Annotated in this window: 14 protein-coding genes; 1 reads left to right on the forward strand and 13 read right to left on the reverse strand. The window is 74.1% G+C overall.

Annotation, left to right across the window (positions count from 1 at the left end; genetic code table 11):
- Positions 1-140: 140 nt before the first annotated feature.
- Positions 141-1,427 (reverse strand): adenylosuccinate synthase, encoded by a 1,287-nt coding sequence (locus ACFWWQ_RS22840; protein WP_143943124.1) that lies wholly within the window; start codon positions 1,425-1,427, stop codon positions 141-143.
- A gap of 236 nt (positions 1,428-1,663) precedes the next feature.
- Between ACFWWQ_RS22840 and ACFWWQ_RS22845 the strand changes: the two genes are divergently transcribed.
- Positions 1,664-2,584, forward strand: coding sequence for a hypothetical protein (locus ACFWWQ_RS22845; RefSeq protein ID WP_384599040.1), 921 nt, complete (start codon positions 1,664-1,666; stop codon positions 2,582-2,584).
- Between the two features lie 253 nt (positions 2,585-2,837).
- Here the strand turns inward: ACFWWQ_RS22845 and ACFWWQ_RS22850 are convergent, their stop codons facing one another.
- The 12 genes from ACFWWQ_RS22850 to ACFWWQ_RS22905 all read right to left on the reverse strand — a co-directional run bounded on the left by ACFWWQ_RS22850 (position 2,838) and on the right by ACFWWQ_RS22905 (position 16,156).
- Positions 2,838-3,494: a response regulator gene (locus tag ACFWWQ_RS22850; protein WP_384599043.1), complete on the reverse strand. Its 657-nt coding sequence runs from the start codon at positions 3,492-3,494 to the stop codon at positions 2,838-2,840.
- A complete protein-coding gene (locus ACFWWQ_RS22855) occupies positions 3,491-4,855 on the reverse strand; it encodes a sensor histidine kinase (RefSeq protein ID WP_384599046.1) in 1,365 nt (454 codons plus the stop codon). The genes ACFWWQ_RS22850 and ACFWWQ_RS22855 overlap by 4 nt, the downstream gene beginning before the upstream one ends.
- A 66-nt stretch (positions 4,856-4,921) precedes the next feature.
- Entirely contained in the window at positions 4,922-5,749 is an 828-nt protein-coding gene (locus tag ACFWWQ_RS22860) for an alpha/beta hydrolase family protein (RefSeq protein WP_384599049.1), read from the reverse strand.
- Positions 5,746-7,125, reverse strand: coding sequence for a kynureninase (gene kynU / locus ACFWWQ_RS22865; protein ID WP_384599052.1), 1,380 nt, complete (start codon positions 7,123-7,125; stop codon positions 5,746-5,748). Before kynU ends, ACFWWQ_RS22860 begins: the two co-directional genes overlap by 4 nt.
- Entirely contained in the window at positions 7,118-7,987 is an 870-nt protein-coding gene (locus ACFWWQ_RS22870; protein WP_384599054.1) for a tryptophan 2,3-dioxygenase family protein, read from the reverse strand. The genes kynU and ACFWWQ_RS22870 overlap by 8 nt, the downstream gene beginning before the upstream one ends.
- A 216-nt stretch (positions 7,988-8,203) precedes the next feature.
- Positions 8,204-8,617, reverse strand: coding sequence for a DUF3151 domain-containing protein (locus ACFWWQ_RS22875; RefSeq protein ID WP_384599058.1), 414 nt, complete (start codon positions 8,615-8,617; stop codon positions 8,204-8,206).
- A gap of 112 nt (positions 8,618-8,729) precedes the next feature.
- Entirely contained in the window at positions 8,730-10,439 is a 1,710-nt protein-coding gene (locus tag ACFWWQ_RS22880) for an MFS transporter (protein WP_384599061.1), read from the reverse strand.
- A gap of 110 nt (positions 10,440-10,549) precedes the next feature.
- On the reverse strand, positions 10,550-11,575 hold the full coding sequence (gene fbaA, locus ACFWWQ_RS22885) for a class II fructose-bisphosphate aldolase (RefSeq protein ID WP_384599064.1): 1,026 nt from the start codon (positions 11,573-11,575) through the stop codon (positions 10,550-10,552).
- A gap of 279 nt (positions 11,576-11,854) precedes the next feature.
- On the reverse strand, positions 11,855-12,397 hold the full coding sequence (gene pyrE / locus ACFWWQ_RS22890) for an orotate phosphoribosyltransferase (protein ID WP_143944537.1): 543 nt from the start codon (positions 12,395-12,397) through the stop codon (positions 11,855-11,857).
- A 53-nt stretch (positions 12,398-12,450) separates the two neighbouring features.
- Positions 12,451-13,287: an aldose 1-epimerase gene (locus ACFWWQ_RS22895; RefSeq protein WP_384599069.1), complete on the reverse strand. Its 837-nt coding sequence runs from the start codon at positions 13,285-13,287 to the stop codon at positions 12,451-12,453.
- A gap of 69 nt (positions 13,288-13,356) precedes the next feature.
- Positions 13,357-14,316 carry a carbon monoxide dehydrogenase subunit G gene (locus ACFWWQ_RS22900; protein WP_384599072.1) on the reverse strand — a complete coding sequence of 320 codons (960 nt, stop codon included), beginning with the start codon at positions 14,314-14,316 and terminating at the stop codon, positions 13,357-13,359.
- A gap of 160 nt (positions 14,317-14,476) precedes the next feature.
- Entirely contained in the window at positions 14,477-16,156 is a 1,680-nt protein-coding gene (locus ACFWWQ_RS22905; protein ID WP_384599075.1) for a polyamine aminopropyltransferase, read from the reverse strand.
- Between the last annotated feature and the right edge of the window lie 76 nt (positions 16,157-16,232).

A 16,232-nucleotide genomic window follows, 5' to 3' on the forward strand; every position in this document is an offset into this window, starting at 1 on the left:
GGGGGGGGGGGGGGTGTGGGTGTTTGTCTGGCTCTTCTAGGAAACCCACCCCCCCCCCCCGCCGGGGGCGGTGGACGTGGTGCGTCCACCGGCCCGGCCGTTCGGATCGTCGGGGCGGCCCGCAGGCGGCCCCGCGGGGCTCAGGAGAGGAAGGAGTTGATCTCGATCGTCTCGTCGCGGCCCGGGCCGACGCCGATCGCGGAGATCGGGGCGCCCGACATCTCCTCCAGCGCCTTCACGTACGCCTGCGCGTTCTTCGGCAGGTCGGAGAAGGTCTTGGCCTTGGTGATGTCCTCGGACCAGCCCGGCAGCATCTCGTAGACCGGCTTCGCGTGGTGGAAGTCGCTCTGGCTGTAGGGCAGTTCCTCGACCCGCTTGCCGTCGATCTCGTACGCGACGCAGACCGGGATCTGCTCCCAGCCGGTCAGCACGTCCAGCTTGGTGAGGAAGAAGTCGGTCAGACCGTTGACGCGGGTGGCGTAGCGGGCGATGACCGCGTCGAACCAGCCGCAGCGGCGGTCGCGGCCGGTGGTGACGCCCCGCTCACCGCCGATGGTGCGCAGCGCCTCGCCGTCCTTGTCGAACAGCTCGGTCGGGAACGGACCGGCGCCGACGCGGGTGGTGTACGCCTTGAGGATGCCGATGACGCGGTTGATCTTCGTCGGCCCGACGCCCGCGCCCGTGCAGGCGCCGCCCGCGGTCGGGTTCGAGGAGGTGACGAAGGGGTACGTGCCGTGATCGACGTCGAGGAGGGTGCCCTGACCGCCCTCGAAGAGGACGACCTTGCCGTCGTCGATCGCGTTGTTCAGCAGCAGTGTGGTGTCGGTGACGAAGCCCCGGAGCTGGTCGGCGTAGCCGAGCATCTCCTCCACGACCTGCTCCGCGGCGATCGCGCGGTGGTTGTAGAGCTTGGCCAGCACCTGGTTCTTGACGTCGAGGGCCGCTTCGACCTTCTGGTGCAGGATCGACTCGTCGAAGAGGTCCTGCACCCGGATGCCGGTGCGGTTGATCTTGTCGGCGTAGGTCGGGCCGATGCCGCGACCGGTCGTGCCGATCTTGCGCTTTCCGAGGAAGCGCTCGGTGACCTTGTCGACCGTGATGTTGTAGGGCGTGATCAGGTGCGCGTTGCCGCTGATCAGCAGCTTGGACGTGTCGACGCCACGCTCGTTGAGTCCGCTCAGCTCGGAGAGCAGGACCGCCGGGTCGACGACGACGCCGTTGCCGATGACCGGGGTGCACCCCGGCGAGAGGATTCCGGAAGGGAGGAGGTGCAGTGCGTACTTCTGGTCGCCCACGACGACCGTGTGACCGGCGTTGTTGCCGCCTTGGTAACGCACCACGTAGTCAACGGACCCACCGAGCAGATCGGTGGCCTTTCCCTTGCCCTCATCACCCCACTGAGCACCGAGCAGCACAAGTGCGGGCACAGGCGTACACCCCTTCTGGGCGGGGCATGTCCAACGTGCGTGGATGGCGTGAGCATGCGGTCGCACGCGGATGTCATCACTGCAGCCGTCGAACCGGTGCCCCGGAATAGACGAAGCCCCTGGCGCAATAGCGCAAGGGGCTCTTGCACCGAGATGCTACCTGAGGAAGGACCGAGGTGTCGGCGCAGCCTTCTGGGCACTCTTCATCGGACTCCGTCCGGAGGACCCCTCTGCTCGTGGTCATCGACCCCGCAGCCCGCACCGCGGACGGCGAGTCCGTCCGTATCGCCAAGGACGTGCTGTGCGCGGGTGCGGGGGCGAAAATCTGCCTTCCCGACGGCCCCGAGGAGTTCGCCCGCGCGCTCTCCCGGCGGGGCCGCAGGCGCCCGGTGGTGATCGGCGACGACCGCGCGCTGATGTTCGCCGTCGGCGTGCTGCACAAGGAACGGGAGCTGGCGCGGGTCGCCGTGTCGGTGGTGCCGGTCGGCGCGGCGGACGCGGTGGCGCTGAGCCGGACGCTGGGCGTGCCCGCGGGCACGGTGGCCGCGGCCCGCACCGTCCTGGACGGCGACGCCCGCGCCCTCGATCTGCTCACCGACGACAGCGACGGCATCGTCCTGGGCGGGCTGCGCATCCCGTACGGGGACGACACCGCGGTTCCCGGGACGTATCCGGAGGCGGGTACGGCCACCGCGCCCGCCGCGCCCGCCACGTCCGACGGTGGCGGGCGGCGGCCCTGGTGGCGTCCGGCGGCGCGCACCGCGCGGGCGGCACTGTCAGCGCTCGCCGCACAGGCCGCCGGACGGGAGCGGCGCGCCGTACCGGGGCAGCGGCTGCGGATCGAGGCGGACGGCGTGCTGCTGGCTGACCTGGACCGGCCGGTGCGGCGGGTCTGTGTGGTGCCGGGCGCCCGCGCCGGGGACGACGGGGCGCCGGACGCCGCGGCGCCCGGCGCGGGCGACGGCCTGGCCGAGGTGGTGGTGGACCGCCCCGGCTCCGACCGCCCGCTGCGGGCCCGCGCGCGGGCGGTGACGGTCTCCGGCCCGGACTTCCGCTACCGCGCGGACGCGGTGGTCGGCGGCCCGGTCCGCACGCGGACCTGGACGGTGCAGCCGGGGGCCTGGCGGCTGACGCTGCCCCGGGGGCGTGACGACTGACGCCGCCCCCGGGGGGCGGGGGACGGGTGGGGCGACGCGCGGAGTCGGCGCGCCGGAGCGGCGGACGGAGCCGGACGGCCCACCGGAGCGGACGAACGAGGCCGGGCGGCCCGCCGCGGCGGACGAACAAGGTCAGGTGGCCCGCCGCGGCGGGCCGCCTGGTTGTCCACAGCCTGTGGACAACGTCACGCGACCGAGAAGCCGACCCGGTCCGGCCGAAGCCCCGGGCCCGTCCCGCCGCCGTCCCCGCCCCTCAGCCCCCCGGCGTCACCAACCGCACCTCGTACGCGAACACCGCCGCCTGCGTGCGGTCCCGCAGGCCGAGCTTCACCAGGATGCGGCTGACGTGCGTCTTCACCGTCGACTCGGCCACCACCAGATGCTCGGCGATCTCGCCGTTCGACAGGCCCTGGGCGACGAGGACCAGCACCTCCGTCTCCCGTTCGGTCAGCTCGCCGATGCGCTCCTGGGCGGGCGCCCGCGGCGTGCCGAGCCGGGAGAACTCCGAGATCAGCCGCTTGGTGACGGTCGGCGCGAGCAGCGCCTCGCCGGAGGCGACGACCCGGACGCCGTCGGCAAGCTGCCCGGCCGAGGCGTCCTTGAGCAGAAAGCCGCTCGCCCCGGAACGGAGCGCCTGGTAGACGTACTCGTCGAGGTCGAAGGTGGTCAGCACCAGCACCTTCGCGTCCGCGTCGGCGGCGACGATCTCGCGGGTCGCGTCCAGACCGTTCATCTCCGGCATCCGGATGTCCATCAGGACGACGTCCGGCCGCAGCTCCCCGACCTTCGCGACGGCCTGCCGCCCGTCCACCGCCTCGCCGACCACCTCGATGTCCGGCATCGCGTTGAGCAGTACCGAAAAGCCCTCGCGGACCATCACCTGGTCATCGACGATCAGCACCCGGATCATGGCTTCGCCTCCCCCGCGGCGGAGACCGGAAGGAACGCCGCGACCTCGAACCCGCCGTCCTCGGTGTGGTCGGCGGTCATCTCCCCGCCCAGCATCTGCACGCGCTCACGCATCCCGAGCACGCCGTGGCCCGCGCCCGGTGACGGGGTGGCAAGCCGGCTGGGCTTCCCGTTGACGATACGCAGTCCGATCCCGCCGAGCACATACGAGATCTCCACCCGCGCCTCGGCGCCCGGCGCGTGGCGCAGCGTGTTGCTCAGCGCCTCCTGGACGATGCGGTACGCGGACAGCTCCACGCCCTGCGGCAGCGGGCGCGCCGCGCCGGTGACGACCGCCTCGACGGTCAGCCCGGCGCCGCGCACGCTGTTCAGCAACCCGTCGAGCCGGGCGAGGCTCGGCTGGGGCGCCTCGGGGTCGCTCTCGGCGAACGCTTCCGGGTCCTCGGAGCGGACGACGCCCAGGATGCGGCGGAGTTCGGTGAGCGCGGCGACGGCGTTCTCCCGGATGGTGGCGAACGAGGTGGCCAGCTCCGGCGGGGTGTGCTCGACGCGGTACGGCGCGGCCTCGGCCTGGATGGCGATGACCGACATATGGTGCGCGACGACGTCGTGCAGCTCCCGGGCGATGGTGGCCCGCTCCTCCAGCAGCGTGCGGCGGTAGCGCTCCTCCGCGGTGGCCGTCTGCGTTTCGACGACGTGCCGCCGCTCCTCGCGCCAAGCGCGGACCGCGGCGGCGGCGGTGAGGATGAAGGCCGAGGGCACGGCGAGCGCGAACAGTTCGCGGTAGCCGAAGCCCCCCGTCGCCGTCGCCAGCACCCCGCCGGCGACGAGCGTGACCACCCACATCTCCAGCGCCAGCCGCGGCCGGGTACGCAGCACGACCAGCGCCATCACCACGACGTGGGTGGGCAGCGACACCATCGGCCACGTCGCGTCGTAGGCACCGAAGGCGGCGTCCAGCATCGCGAGGGTGAACCCGGCGAACGACACCCAGAACGCGCCGACCGGGCGGAAGAGCGTGAGCGCCACCGAGGCGGCGACGAGCAGGCAGAAGACGACGGAGAACGGGGCGTGGAGGATGCCGTAGGTGTAGGAGCGGCCCAGATCGATCGTGGCGGTGAGCCCCAGCAGGAAGTTGGCGACCGCGGCGAGCGTCACCACGATGTGCGGCGCCCACCGGACGTAGCGCCGGATCCGCCGCGGCAGCCGCTGCCGCCAGCCCGGTACGCCGGGGTCGTCGAGCGGCAGCATCGGGCGGAAGGCGAAGGCGTCCTCGAAGAGGTCCTTGCGCAGCAGGTGCAGCGCGCCACGGGCGATCCGGGCCTCGGAGCGCAGGGCGTCCTGCGACTGGGTCTCTTTCACGCCACCACGGTAAGCAGGACGCCCCGCCGAATCGTCCCCACCAGTGGGGATCTGCCGAGGTCCGCCTCAAGTACTACGCGGCGGTACCACGCGGCGTGCGGAGCCGTCTCCGGCATCGCCGCGCAGCTCGTCCAGCAGCGTGCGGAACGCCGCGGCGGACGGGACGAACGGCGCGTAGTGGCCCACCCCGGGCAGTTCGCGCAGCGCCACCGGCACCCCGGCGGCCCGCGCGGCGTCGGCGAAGCTCCGGGAGAGCTGCGGCGGCACCTCCGGGTCGTCCGTACCGTGCAGCACGGTGACCGGGACGCCCGCCGGGGGATGCCGTACGGGGTCGGCGGCGGCGAGGCGTTCCGCGAAGCCCGGGCCGTCGCCGAGCAGGGCGGCGACGGCGTGGTCGCTCAGCCCGAGCCGGTGCGCCGCCGCGAGGTCGGCGACCGGCGCGACCGCGACCACCCGCCCGATCCGCCCGGGCGCCGCCCGCGCCGCGGTCAGCAGCGTCAGCTGCCCGCCCGCCGAGTGCCCGACGAGCACGGGCGCGGGCGCGGGCCCCGGACCGTCCGCCCGCCACGCCGCGGTGGCCGCCGCGACCGCCGCCGCCGCATCGTCGAAGGTGCGGTCCCCGCCCCCGCCCCCGCCGACCCTGCGGTACTCGACGAGGGCAACGGGCAGCCCCTGCCGGGCCAGCTCGGCGGCGGCCGGGGAGAGATGCGTCCGGTCGTACGCGGCGCGCCAGAAGCCGCCGTGCACCAGGACGACGTACGGGCCGCGGGCGGTGCCGGGGGCCGGGTCGTACAGGTCGACGCGCTGGTCCGGGTGCGGCCCGTACGCCACCGAGCGGTGCGGCGCCACCGGGGCGAGCCCCAGCAGCGCCGCCTCTTCATCGGGGACGCTCATGCGGCGGGGTCGTCGGGAGCGGGGCCGTCGGCACCCGCGGCCGGACCGGAATCGCCGGGACCGGCGGCCGGACCGGAACCGGCGGCCGGACCGGGACCGGCCGGGCCACCGGCCTCCCCGGAGCCCCCCGCGCCCGCGTCGTCCTCCGTCGGCCGCTCCCGCAGCACCTCTCCCAGCACCCGGGCGGCGCGCTCCACGTCGCCGAAGGAGGTGTACAGCGGGGTCAGACCGAAGCGCAGCACGTCCGGTTCGCGGAAGTCGCCTACCACGCCGCGCCGGATCAGCTCCGCCATCACCTCGCCCGCCCCGGCGCACTCCAGCGACACCTGGCTGCCGCGCCGCGCGTGGTCGTACGGCGTCACCGAGCGGACCTCGCCGGGCGGTACGTACGCGGCCACACAGTCGAGGAAAAAGTCGCTCAGCGCCAGGCTCTTGGTGCGGACCGCCTCGACGGTGACGCCGTCCCAGGCGTCCAGCGCCGCGTCCAGCGCGAGCAGCGAGAGGATGTCGGGGGTGCCGACGCGACCCCGGGTGATGCCGTCGGCCGGCTCGTACCGCGAGGCCATCCCGAACGGCTCCACGTGCGAGTTCCAGCCCGGCAGCGGCGATTCGAACCGCTCCTGGAGGCTCTCGCGGATGTACAGGTACGCGGGCGAACCGGGCCCACCGTTGAGGTACTTGTACGTGCAGCCCACCGCGAGGTCGACGCCGTGCGCGTCCAGCCCGACCGGCAGTGCGCCCGCGCTGTGGCAGAGGTCCCAGACCGCCAGCGCGCCCGCGGAGTGCAGCGCGGCGGTGATGCCGGGCAGGTCGTGGAGGCGTCCAGTGCGGTAGTCGACGTGGTTGACCAGCGCCAGCGCGGTCCGTTCGGTGACCTCGTCGGCGATCCGCGCGGGCTCCACCGGGCGCACCGCGAGGCCCGTCATCCGCGCCGCGGAGCGGGCGATGTAGCCGTCGGTGGGGAACGTCGTGGCGTCGACCAGGATCTCCGTACAGCCGGGACCGGCCATCCGGACGCCCGCGATGACCGCCTTGAAGACGTTGACGCTGGTGGAGTCGGCGACGACGACCCGCCCCGGGGCCGCCCCGATGAGCGGCGCGATGCGGTCACCGATCCGCTCCGGCGCCTCCCACCAGCTGCCCTCGGTCCACGACCGGATGCGCATCTCGCCCCACTGCCGGGCGACGACGTCGGCGACCTTGTCCGGTACGGAGCGGGGCAGCGCGCCCAGGGAGTTGCCGTCGAGGTAGACCGTGTCGTCGAGGACGAAGCGGTCGCGGACACCGGCCAGCGGGTCGGAGGCGTCGAGAATGGCGGCCTCCGCGCGGTGGTCGCGGGGCGCCTGGGGCTCGTGGTTCTCGCGGTGATCAGACATGGCTGCGTGCCGTCCAGAGCTCGGGGAAGACGTTCTTGCGGGCCCGCTTCTCCAACCAGGCCACGCCCGCGGAACCACCGGTACCCATCTTGGCGCCCATCGCCCGCCGGGTCGCGACCAAATGATCGTTGCGCCATCGCCAGACCAACTCGGCGACATCGGTCAGCGCCTCGCCCAGGGTGACGAGGTCGGAGTCCTGCTCCCCGGCGTACACCTCGGCCCAGACCGCCTCGACCGCCGGATCGGGCTCGTATCGTTCGGCCGGATCGCGCTCCAGCACGGCGGCGGGCACCGCATGGCCGCGGCGGGCCAGCAGCCGCAGCACCTCGTCCCACAGGCTCGGCTCGTGCAGCGCCTTCTCCAGCTCGGCGTACTCGCGCGGCGCGCCGCGGTGCGGCACCAGCATCGACGCGGACTTCTCGCCGAGCAGGAACTCCAGCCGCCGGTACATCGCGGACTGGAAACCGGAGCCCTCGCCCAGCGCCCCGCGGTACGCGTTGAACTGCGCCGGGGTCAGCCGGGCCAGCGGCTGCCAGGCGGCGTTCAGCGCCGTCAGCTCATGGCTGGAGCGCTTCAGCGCATCCAGCGCCACCGGCAGGTCGTCCCGGCGCAGCGCCTCACAGGCGGTACGCCATTCGTGGACGATGACGGTGAACCACAGCTCCATCACCTGGGTGGTCACCAGGAACACCATCTCCCCAGGATCGTCGGAGAGCGGGTGCTGCAGATGCGTGAGGACGTCGGCGCGGACGTAGTCCTCGTACGGGGTGGTGGTGGCGGCGCCGATGGTGAGATCCGGGGCGAGCGGCGCGTCGCCGGGGGCGACGGGCAAGCTGTGTGCGGACGGCGAAGGGTGCGACATGAGGGACTCCTCAGGCTGCGAACTCCGGGTAGCGGTCCGCCCCTTCCTGATCGGCTCGGGAGCCCCGGTCCCCTCGGGACGGATCAGCCGCCCCACTCGCATCATCGGTGCTGGTCCCGGGCGGCGCAAGGGCCGACATTCCGCGCGACCGGTACCGGGCGCGGTGTCGTGGGCGCGCCCGAGGGCCGGCCGTCCGCACGGCCGGCCCCGGGTGGGTCAGGACAGGGTGTCCGCCGCGGTGGGGGACGAGTCGCGCAGGAAGGTGGCGCAGCGCTCGTACTCCGCGTCCTCGCCGATCGCACGGGCGGCGCGGGCCAGCGCATGCAGCGCCCGCAGGAAGCCGCGGTTCGGCTCGTGCTCGAACGGCACCGGGCCGTGCCCCTTCCAGCCCGCCCGCCGCAGCGCGTCGAGCCCGCGGTGGTAGCCGGTCCGGGCGTACGCGTACGACTCGACGGTCCGGCCGCCCTGGAACGCGTCGTCGGCGAGCTGTGCCCAGGCCAGCGAGGAGGTCGGGAACTGGGCCGCGACATCGGCCGGGGCCGTACCGGCGGCGAGCAGCTCGCGCGGGCCCGGGTCGTCGGGAAGATGGGTCGGGGGCGGTCCCCCCAGAAGGTTCTCGTGAATGGCCATGCCCCAAGTCTGCCTGGTCGCGGCGGCGGCCCGGTCGGGGGCTGGACGGCGGCCGAACAGGTGACCGAAAAGGGGCGTCGAGTGGCGGGCCCGCACGGCGGCCCCGGGCGCCCTACGCTCCCCGGTCGCCCTCCGGGCCGGGCCTCTCCGGGCCGCCCGCCTCCGCACCGGGCCCGGACGGCGCGCCCGGCCCCGGCGGTGCCCCTGCACCCGACGGCCGTCCCGCCTCCACATCCCCCGGATCGAGCGGCGGTGCCCCCACTCCGCAGTGATACGTGCACTCCGGGTGGCACGGCGCCCCGTGCCGCGCCCGCTCGTGCACCGCACCCGCGCCCCCGGCCGCCTCCACCGCCCCGACCGCTTCCGGAGCCGCGACTGCTTCCGGAGCCCCGGCCTCCTCCTGCTCCTCCGGCACCCCGGGCACCGTCCGGACCGCCACGCACGCGATCACCGCGCCGACCAGCAGCACCCCGGCGCACCACGGCATGGCCCGGCGGAACGCCACGCCGAAGGCGTCGGCCGAGCGGTACGCCTGCGGGCCCATCCCGGCCAGCAGCGGCAGCGCCGCGATGGCCACCAGGCCCGCCGCCCGCGCCGCCGCATTGTTGATGCCGCTGGCCAGCCCGGCGCGGTCCACGTCGACCGAGGCCAGCACCGTCGCGGTCAGCGGCGCGACCAGCGTCACCATCCCGGCGCCCAGCACCACCAGCGCCGGGAGCACGTCCACCACGTACGACGCCCCGGCACCCACCCGCGTCATCAGCAGCATCCCGACCGCGCACAGCAGCGGCCCCACGGTCAGCGGGATGCGCGGCCCGATCCGCTGCCCCAGCTCGCCCGAGCGGGCGGAGAGCAGCAGCATCAGCACCGTCGTCGGCAACAGCGCCGTCCCCGCCGCCAGCGCCGAGTACCCGGCCACCACCTGGAGCTGCACCACCGCCAGGAAGAAGAACCCGCTGAAGGCGGCGTAGACGCACACCGTCACCGCGTTGACCGCGCTGAACTGCCGGATGGCGAAGAGTTCCGGCGGCAGCATCGGATCCGCCCGCCGCCGCTCCACCACGACGAACGCCGCCCCCAGCAGCAGCCCCGCGACGCCCGGCACCACCACCCCCGCCGACAGACCCCGCTCCGGCGCCGCGATCAGCGCGTACGTCACCCCGCCGAGCGCCAGCGCCCCCAGCACCGCCCCCGCCACGTCGAACCCGCCGCGCGCCGCCGCCCGCTCCCGGGTCTCCGGTACGTACCGGAGCGCGACGGGCACACAGACCAGGGCCAGCGGCACATTGAGGAAGAACACCCAGCGCCAGCCCGCGCCGTCCACCAGCCAGCCGCCGACGAACGGGCCGATCGCCGTGGCGACGCCGCCGAGCCCGGACCAGGCGCCGACCGCCCGCGCCCGGTCGTCCGGCCGGAACACCGACTGGATCAGCGCCAGCGACCCCGGCGTGAGCAGCGCCCCGCCGATGCCCTGGAGCGCCCGGGCGGCGATCAGCACCCCCGGCGTCGGCGCCAGCCCGCACAGCAGCGACGCCACCGCGAACCACACCACCCCGACGAGAAACACCCGCCGCCGCCCGAAGCGGTCCCCCAACGCCCCGCCCAGCAGGATCAGCGACGCGAGCGTGAGCATGTACGCGGTGATGGTCCACTGGAGAACGCCCAGGTCGGCGTGGAGATCGGCGCCGATGCGGGGCAGCGCGACATTCACGACCGTGCTGTCGAGCATCGCCATGCCCGACCCCAGGACGGCGGTCAGCAGCACCCACCGGCCCTGCGGCGAGACCAGGCGGACGCCCCCGGGCGGACTCGGCATCGTCATACGGCGAGCATGCCCGCGATCGGCGGTGGATTCCCGTCGGACATGCGCGAGGACCCCGCACCACCCGGGTGGTACGGGGCCCTCGTCACCGCGTCGGGCGCGGTGTCAGCTCACTTCCGCAGCGTGGTGCCCGTGGAGCGCAGGTTCGCGCACGCCTCGGTGACCCGCTTCGCCATACCGGCCTCGGCGAGCTTGCCCCAGCTGCGGGGGTCGTAGACCTTCTTGTTGCCGACCTCGCCGTCGACCTTCAGCACGCCGTCGTAGTTGCGGAACATGTGGTCCGCGATCGGGCGGCTGAACGCGTACTGGGTGTCGGTGTCGAGGTTCATCTTGACCACGCCGTTCTCCAGCGCGGTGGCGATCTCCTGCTCGGTGGAGCCGGAGCCGCCGTGGAAGACGAAGTCGAACGGCGCCCGCTTGCCGTACGTGGCGCCGACGCCCTCCTGGAGGTCCTTCAGCAGCTCGGGGCGGAGCACGACGTTGCCCGGCTTGTAGACGCCGTGGACGTTGCCGAAGGAGGCGGCCAGCAGGTAGCGGCCCTTCTCGCCCAGGCCCAGCGCCTCGGCGGTGCGCAGCGCGTCGTCGACGGTGGTGTACAGCTCGTCGTTGATCTCGTGGCTGACGCCGTCCTCCTCGCCGCCGGTCGGGGTGATCTCGACCTCAAGGATGATCTTGGCGGCGGCGGCCTTGGCGAGCAGTTCCTGGCCGATGGCCAGGTTGTCCGCCAGGGTCTCGGCCGAGCCGTCCCACATGTGGGACTGGAACAGCGGGTGCTGGCCCTTGGCGACCCGCTCGGCGGAGATGTCGATCAGCGGGCGGACATAGCCGTCCAGCTTGTCCTTGGGGCAGTGGTCGGTGTGGAGCGCGACGTTGATGCCGTACTTCCCGGCCACGACGTGCGCGAACTCGGCGAGCGCCACCGCGCCGCTGACCATGTCCTTGCTGTACTGGCCGCCCAGGAACTCCGCACCGCCGGTGGAGATCTGGATGATGCCGTCGCTCTCCGCCTCGGCGAAGCCGCGCAGCGCCGCGTGCAGCGTCTGCGTCGAGGTCACATTGATGGCGGGGTAGGCGAACTTGCCCGCCTTCGCCCGGTCGAGCATCTCGTTGTAGATCTCGGGAGTTGCGATGGGCATCTGTCCGCTCCTTGTGAAGTACGGGTATGCGTTGCGGCCCTGACCAGGGGGCGACGACCTCGCCGTCCTCATCTTCCCAGACGTCCCGGATTGCTCCGCATCGCCCGCCGGGCCGGACACGCCGAAGGCCGGCCGTTTCACGTGAAACAGCCGACCCCTCGAAGAAAAGCGCTGGTCAGCGCGGTGGCTTACGGAAGGACCCAGCGCCACCCGCCGGAGTCCGGCCGCCCGCGCGGCGAGCCAGGCGGCGAGCCGGGCGGCGAGCCGGGCGGCCTCGGATCAGGCCAGTCCGAGGTCGCCGAGACGGTAGCCGGTGAGGTACGGCAGACCGGCGTCGGCAAGGGCGTCGGCGGCGCCGCGGTCGACGATCGTCGCGACCGCGACGACCTCGGCGCCCGCCTCCCGGGCGGCCTCGACGGCGGTCAGCGGCGAACCGCCGGTGGTGGAGGTGTCCTCGACCACCAGCACCCGGCGGCCCTTGATGTCCGGGCCCTCGATGCGGCGCTGCATGCCGTGGGTCTTCTGCGCCTTGCGGACGACGAACGCGTCCAGCCGGCGGCCGCGCGCGGCGGCGGCGTGCAGCATCGACGCGGCGACGGGGTCGGCGCCCAGCGTCAGGCCGCCGACCGCGTCGTACTCCAGCTCCGCGGTCAGGTCCAGCATCATCTGCCCGACCAGCGGCGACGCCGCACCGTCCAGGGTGATCCGGCGCAGGTCGATGTAGTAATCGGCCTCCTTGCCGGAGGAGAGCGTCACCTTGCCGTGCACCACGGCCTTGTCCTTGATCTGCTGCAGCAGCGCGCCGCGTACGTCCTCGGTCATGCCCACGAGCTTACGAGGTCGTAAATGGGGCAGACGCCGGGCCACTGCGGCGGTCAGCCCAGCGTCCGCCAGCTGAAGGTGGCGGAGACCTCCAGCGGGTCGATCGGGGTGACCATCCGCGGCAGCGAGTTGAGGCCGTTGGGCGGGCCGGACTGCGGCTCGACGCAGACCGCCGCCTCCTGCTCGTCGTAGACCACGACCCACTCGGCGCGGCTGGCGACGGTCAGCTCCAGACGGCCGGGCCAGGTCACGGTGGCCTCGACGCCGTCCGGCATGCCGAAGCAGTCGTCCCAGGGCCCGGGCCGCGGGTCGATCCGGCGGCCGGTCGGCAGATAGTCGTCGCCGCGCTCCTCCTGCCATGCCGCATCGAAGGAGAGCTCCACCGGCGCGCCGCCGCCGTCGAGCTGCCGCACGAACCACGGGTGCCAACCCGCCTGCGCGGGGAACGAGTCGGCCGCCGCCTCCACCCCCAGCGTCAGGGTGAGCGACCGGCCGTCCTCGGCCAGCTCCACGACCTGCGTGACGGTGCCCGGGTACGGCCAGGGGGCGGCCGGATCGGCGAGGTCGTAGGTGAAGACGGCGGCGCGGGCGTCGCGGCGGGCGGTGCGCCAGCGCAGGTCGCGGCCGGTGCCGTGAATGGCGTGCGGCGGGGCGTTGACCGGCATCCGGTGCAGTTCGCCGCCGTTGCGGAACTCGCCGTGGTCGGTCCGTCCGCACCAGGGGACCATCGGGAAGCAGCCGTACTTCGCGCCCTGCCGCAGCAGTTCGGTGCCGCCGACGCGCAGCCCGGAGAGGCGGCAGCCGTTATCCGGCTCGACGTCGACCTCGGCATCGCCCGCGGTCAGCCGTACGACGTCCCGCCGTGCCTGTGGGGTGTTGTCCGTATTCACACCGCCCGACCCTAGGCGATGCCCGCCCGATCTCCGCGGAACGACCGTCTCCGAGGGCCCGGTCCCGTGTCAGCGGCGGCGGCGCAGCGCCCGGCCGACGACGACCGCGCCCGCCAGCACCACGGCGGCGGCCGGTGCGGCCCAGCGCAGCGTCGCCGAGGCGGCGCGGGGCTCGGGCGCGGGCACCGGCGCGTACCGGCCGCGCGGCGGGGCGTGGTCGACCTCCTCGGCGCTACGGCCGATCATCGTCCGCCGGGCATGCGCCGCCTCGGCGGGCACCTCGTCCTCGTCGTCGCCGAAGTCCTGCCCGTCGTACGTCTGGCCGTCGTAGTTCTCGCCGTCGACGACGGGGTCGGGGCCGTCATCGGGGAGCGCTTCGCCGTCGGCGGAGCCCGTACGGGCGGCACCGTCCGCGTCCGGTCCGGCGTCCGCGTCCGTCTCCGGGGTGTCGTCCGACTCCGGTCCGAGGGACGGCGGCGGCACCTCGGTGTCGAAGATGCCGCCGTGCGGACGGTCACCGGCGGGGGCAGGGATGTCCGGGCCGGAGGCATCGGGTGCCTCCGCGGCGGCCCCGGAAGCACCCGGGCCCGCGCCCGGCTCCTGCTCCAACTCCGCCGCGAGGTTCTCCGCGAAGCGATCCAGCAGGCGCCGGCCGGCCGTCAGCGCCGTCTGCGCCTCGGCCTCGGCGAGCCGTCCCTCGCTGCGTACCGTGCCGGTGCAGGTCAGCGTCGTACCGGAGCCGTCGGCGGGAGACAGCCGCACGGTCAGGGTGAGGGCGGCGGTCCCGGCGCCGCGTGCCTCCGTGCCCCGCGCCTCGACCGTGACGTCCGCACCCGCCTCGCCCGAAGTGGCGACCGTGAGCGCACCGCGATAGGTGATGGTGGAGCCGCCGATACGCAGCCGCAACCGGCCTTCGGGGCGCGCGGCGGCGGCCTCGGCGTCGAGCTGGGCGCCGGGGACGCAGCGCGCGACCCGCGCCGCCTCGCCGAGCGCCCGCCGGACCGTCCCGACGGGAAACGGAACGTACATCTCATGCTCCATGGCATGGGAGCCTAATTCTTTCTCCAGCGCTGTGGGGATCCCTTGGCGAGTGCCCGTGGTGTTCGAGTCGGGTCCGTCACGTCCACCCGGCGCCCCCGGGCCCGTACCCGCCTCGGTGCGACTTTGCCGGCCGCCCGGTACGCCGCGGTCAGCCGTAGCGCGGGTGCATCAGCGTCGACGGCGGCAGCCCGTCGACCCGGGCGCCGGACAGCGCCTGCGCGCCGTCGCGCAGCGTGGCGCGGACCGCGGACGGGAGCGGGGGCGCGAACGCCGCGTCCAGGTCGCGGGCGTGGTGCCCGGCCAGGAGGAAGCCCCAGTACCGCGCCCCGGAGCCGGCCGGCCCGGAGCCGGACACCGGGCGGGCGCTCTCCCCGCCACGCCGCCCGGGGACCTCGTACGGCACGGTCGCCAGCCCCGCCGACCGCAGCGTCGACTCGACCGTCCAGAACACCCGGGGCCGCGCCTCGGGCGGCCCGGCGTGCACCGCGAGCCGCCCGCCCGGCGCCAGCAGCCGCGCCACCAGGCCGTAGAACTCCTGGGAGTAGAGCTTCGTCCCGGCGGTCACCCGGGGGTCGGGCAGATCGGAGACGATGACGTCGTACGGGCCGCGGCACCGGCGTCCGCAGCGGGCGCTCTCCGCGCGCAGCCAGTCGAAGGCGTCGGCGGTGACGACATGGACGCGCGGGTCGTCCAAGGCGTGGTGGTTGAGGGCGGAGAGCCCGGGGTCGGTGCGCGCCAGGCCGATCACGCCCGGGTCGAGTTCGACGACGGTCACCGAGCGGACCGCGCGGTGGCGCAGCACCTCGCGGGCGGCCAGCCCGTCGCCGCCACCGAGGACCAGGACGCGGCCGTGCGGACCGTCGGCGACCGCGGGGTGCACCAGGGCCTGGTGGTAAGGGAGCTCGTCGTCCGCGCTGACCTCCAGCCGGCCGTCCAGATAGAGCGCGAGCGGCCCGCCGGAACCTTTCCTCCCGTGTCCCGTACCGCCCGCGCGCCCCGCGCCGCCGGTCATCACCACCTCCTGGACGCCGGTCTGCACCACGACCCGGGCGGCGGACCCGTACACCGCGCGGCGGGCGGCGCGTTCGAACGGCGCGACCAGCAGGACGCCCGCCGCGAGCAGGACCAGCACCAGCGCGTTGACGGCCAGCAGACGGCGGCGGGCGCGCGGCGTCAGATCGCGGCGGAAGAGCCACAGCACCAGCGCCCCGCCCGCGACGGCGTTGACCGTGCCGGTGACCAGCGCCCCGGTGAGCTGGCCGAGCACCGGCAGCAGCAGGAACGGGAACGCCAGCCCGCCGACGAGGGCGCCCACGTAGTCGGCGGCGAAGAGATCGGCGACCGCACCGCCCGCGTCCTGCCGCCGCACCCGCTGGATCAACGTCATCAGCAGCGGCACCTCGGCACCGATCAGCACCCCGATGACCAGCGAGAAGCCGACGAGCGCCGAGCGGGACTGCCCGCACCACGCGAAGCAGGCGTACAGCGCCATCGCCGAGCAGCCGCCGACCAGCGCGAGCCCCGCCTCGATCGCGCCGAAGCCGACCGCCGCCCGGCAGCGCAGCTGCTTGGCGAGCAGCGCCCCGATGCCCATCGCGAAGACCATCACCGACAGCACGACGGAGGACTGGGTGACGGAGTCGCCGGTCAAGTAGGAGGCCAGGGCGACCAGTTCGAGTTCGTAGACCAGACCGCAGGCGGCGCAGACGAAGACCGCGGCGAGGACGAGCAGCCGGCCGGGACCGGACCGCACCGGCAGCCGCGCCGGTCGCATGACCTCCGGTGGCCCGAAGGCGGCGGTGGGGACGGGCTCCTGCGGATTGATCATGAAATGAACGCTACGTGACGATTCCGTGTATATTCGTCACCCACAAGAGTGCAATACGCCCGCTACACATGGGAGT

Origin of the sequence: Streptomyces sp. NPDC059080, from assembly GCF_042739975.1 — a bacterium.
In the GTDB taxonomy this organism is placed as follows: domain Bacteria; phylum Actinomycetota; class Actinomycetes; order Streptomycetales; family Streptomycetaceae; genus Streptomyces; species Streptomyces benahoarensis.